This is a genomic window from Ureibacillus terrenus (assembly GCF_006569205.1).
Classification (GTDB): Bacteria; Bacillota; Bacilli; order Bacillales_A; family Planococcaceae; genus Ureibacillus; species Ureibacillus terrenus.
The window spans coordinates 1-4,505 of sequence record NZ_VIGD01000039.1 but is presented as its reverse complement, the minus strand read 5'-3'; the positions used below and the strand labels follow the sequence as shown (position 1 = coordinate 4,505).

General features: G+C 38.9%; 6 protein-coding genes and 1 pseudogene. 6 read left to right on the top strand and 1 reads right to left on the bottom strand.

Annotated features, from left to right (window positions below):
* On the top strand, window positions 1-201 hold a 201-nt coding region (locus FKZ59_RS14070), incomplete at its 5' end, for a transposase (RefSeq protein WP_181733312.1).
* A 561-nt stretch (window positions 202-762) separates the two neighbouring features.
* Here FKZ59_RS14070 and FKZ59_RS14060 read toward each other — a convergent pair.
* Window positions 763-1,143, bottom strand: a complete 381-nt coding sequence (locus FKZ59_RS14060; RefSeq protein WP_141603369.1) for a DUF4183 domain-containing protein — start codon at window positions 1,141-1,143, stop codon at window positions 763-765.
* A 104-nt stretch (window positions 1,144-1,247) separates the two neighbouring features.
* On the opposite strand from FKZ59_RS14060, the gene FKZ59_RS14055 reads away from it, so the two are divergent.
* The 5 genes and pseudogenes from FKZ59_RS14055 to FKZ59_RS14035 form a co-directional block, all read left to right on the top strand.
* Window positions 1,248-1,595 carry a DUF4183 domain-containing protein gene (locus FKZ59_RS14055; RefSeq protein ID WP_141603368.1) on the top strand — a complete coding sequence of 116 codons (348 nt, stop codon included), beginning with the start codon at window positions 1,248-1,250 and terminating at the stop codon, window positions 1,593-1,595.
* 90 nt (window positions 1,596-1,685) lie between these two features.
* Window positions 1,686-2,012, top strand: a complete 327-nt coding sequence (gene tnpA / locus FKZ59_RS14050; protein ID WP_141603367.1) for an IS66 family insertion sequence element accessory protein TnpA — start codon at window positions 1,686-1,688, stop codon at window positions 2,010-2,012.
* On the top strand, window positions 2,002-2,358 hold the full coding sequence (tnpB, locus tag FKZ59_RS14045) for an IS66 family insertion sequence element accessory protein TnpB (protein WP_141603366.1): 357 nt from the start codon (window positions 2,002-2,004) through the stop codon (window positions 2,356-2,358). The genes tnpA and tnpB overlap by 11 nt, the downstream gene beginning before the upstream one ends.
* 49 nt (window positions 2,359-2,407) lie before the next feature.
* Window positions 2,408-4,003 (top strand): IS66 family transposase, encoded by a 1,596-nt coding sequence (gene tnpC / locus FKZ59_RS14040; RefSeq protein ID WP_141603365.1) that lies wholly within the window; start codon window positions 2,408-2,410, stop codon window positions 4,001-4,003.
* A gap of 49 nt (window positions 4,004-4,052) precedes the next feature.
* Window positions 4,053-4,379, top strand: a pseudogene (locus tag FKZ59_RS14035) (ATP-binding protein); the annotation flags it as partial.
* Between the last annotated feature and the right edge of the window lie 126 nt (window positions 4,380-4,505).

Here is a 4,505-nt window from a genome sequence, read left to right as displayed (position 1 = left end):
AGAGAACGGGTCATCCGCATCTTTCCGAACCGGGAATCGGTGTATCGCCTCGTTGGTGCCGTGTTGATCGAAATCGATGAAAAATGGATGTCAGGGCGCAAATACTTGGATATGGCTGAATATTGGCAGTGGCAGAAAACGAAAGAGCAAGGAGTCCGATCGGTGAATCAGGAGGCTCCGGCGATCAAGAGAGTGGGATAACCCCTTCGCTGTGTCAAGGAGAACGTGGAATACCTCGGAAGCGAGGAGTTGCCGCGAAAGCTCCTTGACACGCCTGTTCCTTGACAACATGATCATTGGTCCGGGAAGGCGACCGGCAGGGAGACTTGCCGGACTTACCTACCATACGTCAAGTCATCAGGTCCATGTTTTCTATCAAAGGGGAATTTACACAATAATTTGGACTTGACCACGGTGGATGTTAAAGCACCGAGGAAAACACTTAAGTTGAACTCCTTCTTTATACTGTAAACGATGAATAATCCAAGAATTACACCAATCAATATATTTGAAGCCATAAAGATTAAATTTAAATTCCTCTTTTCCATATTCTTTCTCATCCTCTTCCAATCTAAAGATTTAAGGGGAGTTCAATTAGTTTTTTAATCCGGCCTTGTACATCATGGGAATTTCTATTAGTAATTTATTTCAAATAACTTATCTCGTCCACATTCTCTAAACTAACAAAGCACCTCTTCTAATCGAAAGGAGGTGCTTTGCCTTTGTATACGGATAATCTTAATTCATTTATTATACAACTTCTTAAGTATTAATAGTCGTTTGGGCTGTTGGATTAAAGTTTGTTACGACAAGAACGACCGGTGAATTTGCAATAATATCGGATCCTGCAGGGACATTAATTACAAGAGATCCTGCACCCGATCCGCCTGGGTTATATGTCACTAAGTCTTGCATTACTTGGACACCATTTACATAAACAATAAAATAACTATTTTCATCAGCTAATTCCGGAAGTGTAACTCCTGTTGCCCCTGTATCATCCATAAAATCATCTGCGTCAATGGTTAACGTTGTTCCACCAGATACATCCGCATCTACTACATAAAAAAATTTTTGTACATCTGGAGAAGTAACTACAGTTGTGGCCGCATTAATTGCAAGCTTCAAAATTTCCAATGGCATGAAGTTTCCTCCTTGAAGTTTATTTTCGCTTTATTATATGGTGAAATTTTTTATTGACTTAGGCATAAAATAAAAAGAGTTAGTAATTATCTGGAAGGATCGGAATGATGAACAAACAAACAGGTGTAAATAATTTACCCAAGCCATTATTAAGAATCCCTCCTTTGCCGCCGACAGAATTTTCCTTTCGCCTTCCAAAAAAGGTTGAAGTTTTTGAGTACTTTACAATTTCAAATGGGAAGTCAAGAGTCTATAGAGATCAAGATGGGATTACAAAAGGAAAACATCACAAAATCATGGATCCAAGTACAGTCTCCTATATGAATTTATTTATTAACGGAGTGCTTCAACCTAAAGAAAATTACGAAGTAGAGTGCGGCATGCTCAAGTTAATAACTGAAGACCTGCCGCCAAAAGGTGCACCGATTATTCTGCAAATGTTTAAGTTTTAAAAGTAAGCGCCAAATATCCCACACCTTCTAACCCTTTTGATGTTTTGTGATAATTAGATCAACATCAAAAGTTAGGAGGTTTTTATTTTTATGTCCCCAGATGAACGAAAACAATTGTGGCAACAACGAATCGAATCTTATCGATCTAGTGGAGAGTCAAGTATAAAAGCTTGGTGCAAACAAAATCAAGTAGGTCACCAAAGTATATATAAATGGATGAAAAGACTAGAGTTAGAGACAACTGAAACTTCACGGACTTCCCCTCAATGGCTAACTGTTGAAGTATCCCATCCGTTGGATGAAAAAAACTCCCCGCTCATCGTTAACATTGGGGAATTTTCCATCGAAGTAAAAGAAGGTTTCAATCCACTCCTTTTCAACGAAGTGGTTCAGGTGCTGAAAACACATGTTAAGTAAAACACCCATTCAACATGTTTATTTAGCAGCGGGGGCAACGGATTTACGCAAGTCGATTGATGGATTAGCAGCCATTATTCAAATGAGCTTTCAGTTAAATCCTTTCTCTTCTAATCTCTTTGTTTTCTGTAATCGGAAACGAGATAAATTGAAAATTCTCCATTGGGATCACAATGGGTTTTGGTTGTACTATCGTCGTTTAGAGAAAGGGGTCTTTCAATGGCCTGATGAAAGAACTCCCGGCCCTTTGTGCATCACTCCCCGCCAATTCAGTTGGTTGCTCGATGGTCTTTCATTTGAACAAAAACAAGCACATGAACAAGTATCAGCTAAAATCATGGTTTAAAAGGAATTTGACATTGACCTGTCAATTCCTTTCCTTTATTCTTTAACTTATGAACAAACACAAACAAACCAATGAATCAACAATTGAAGAACTGCAAGCGAGAAATGCGGAACTCAAAAAACAAAATGAAGCCTTACAGGCTAAAATCAAATGGTTGGAAGAACAATTCCGCCTTAGCCAACATAAAAAATTTGGGGCTTCCAGTGAAAAAACGAATCCGGATCAACTCGAACTTCCTCTTTTTAATGAAGCTGAAATCACAGCGGATACAGAAGTGGAAGAACCTACACTTGAAACCATTACTTATAAACGGAAGAAGTCTGTAGGACAACGCGATGCGAAACTAGAGAACTTGCCGACGGAAACGATTCACTATCGTTTAGCCGAAGAAGAGCAGGTTTGTTTGTGTTGCGGTGGAACCGTACACGAAATGAGTACGGAAATACGAAGAGAAATCAAGATTATTCCTGCTCAAGTAAAAGTCGTTGAGCATGTTCAACATATTTACAGTTGCCGTCAATGTGAACGGGAAGGAATCGAGACACCGATTGTCACAGCCAAAATGCCAACACCAATTTACCCAAAAAGTTTGGCATCTGCATCGGCTATGGCTTATATCATGAACCAAAAATACGTGGAAGGAATGCCTCTTTATCGTCAAGAAAAGCAGTTGGAACGATTCGGTGTGTATTTATCACGCCAAACGCTCGCCAACTGGATGATTTATGGTGCAACCAATTGGCTTTCCATTCTATATAAACGGATGCATGAGCTATTACTCGAAAACGATATTCTACATGCGGATGAAACTACACTTCAAGTTCTAGCAGAACCTGGACGAAAAGCGGATTCGAAGTCTTATATGTGGATGTATCGAACAGGACGAGACGTACCGCCAATCATCTTATATGATTATCAAACGACTCGTCACAGTAAACATCCGAAGGCTTTTCTAAAAGGATTTAAGGGATATCTGCATGTAGATGGATATGCAGGATATCATGAATTAAAGGATGTCGAACTGGTAGGGTGTTGGGCACATGCAAGGCGAAAATTCGATGAAGCACTGAAGGCATTACCAGCCAATGTGGATAAAACATCATCAACCGCTGCAGAAGGAATTCAATTCTGTAATCAATTATTCCAGATTGAAAGACAAATCAGTGAAAAATTTGAGAACTGTACTCCCGAACAGCGCAAAGAATACCGTCTTGAACACATTAAACCTGTGTTAGACGCTTTTTTGGCATGGCTAAAAACAAAACGCCCTCAAGTTCCCCCAAAAAGCAAATTGGGAGAGGCAATTACATATTGTATAAATCAATGGAGTAAGCTCATAGTGTTTTTAGAAGATGGTCGACTTGAAATCGATAATAATCGTGCGGAACGATCGATTAAACCATTCGTGATGGGCCGGAAGGCATGGCTATTTGCACAATCGATGAAAGGTGCATCAGCCAGCGCTATTATTTATAGCATTGTCGAAACAGCTAAAGAGAATCAATTAAATCCATTGAACTACTTAACCTATCTTTTCGAACAATTACCATTGATAGATCACAATGATGTAGAAGCCATCGATCAACTCCTTCCTTGGTCGAAGACAATTCCAGAAGAATGTCGCGTACCAAATAAAACTAAATAGAGCATATAATAAACGCCCACGAAAAAACACGTGGGCGTTATTTTACGCTTACTTTACTTTAATTTTGATGGGACCAACAGGAGCAGGAAAAACACATTTATCCGTTGCATTAGGAATACACGCTGTGGAGAGAGGATACAAAGTATCCTTTGTCTCCATGAATCAGCTTATGTATATTTTAAAAACAAAAGAATATATCAATAAATCTAAAATACGCTACAAACGTATTATAGCTTCGGATTTAATTATTATTGATGATGTCATGTACATGACTTACGAGACTCAGGAAGCCAATCTATTTTTCCAGTTTATCTATGATTTATATGATAAAGCAGCATTCATTCTAACCTCTAATAAAGGGCCAAATGAATGGGGTGGATCTACGTCAAGTTTTTGGACACAAAAAGATTAAGTTTTTTTGCACAACAACCATTCATGGATTGTTCCACATCCCAAGTAGATTGTCAAAGTGAAAAGAGCCTTTGACAATCTACTTGGGACG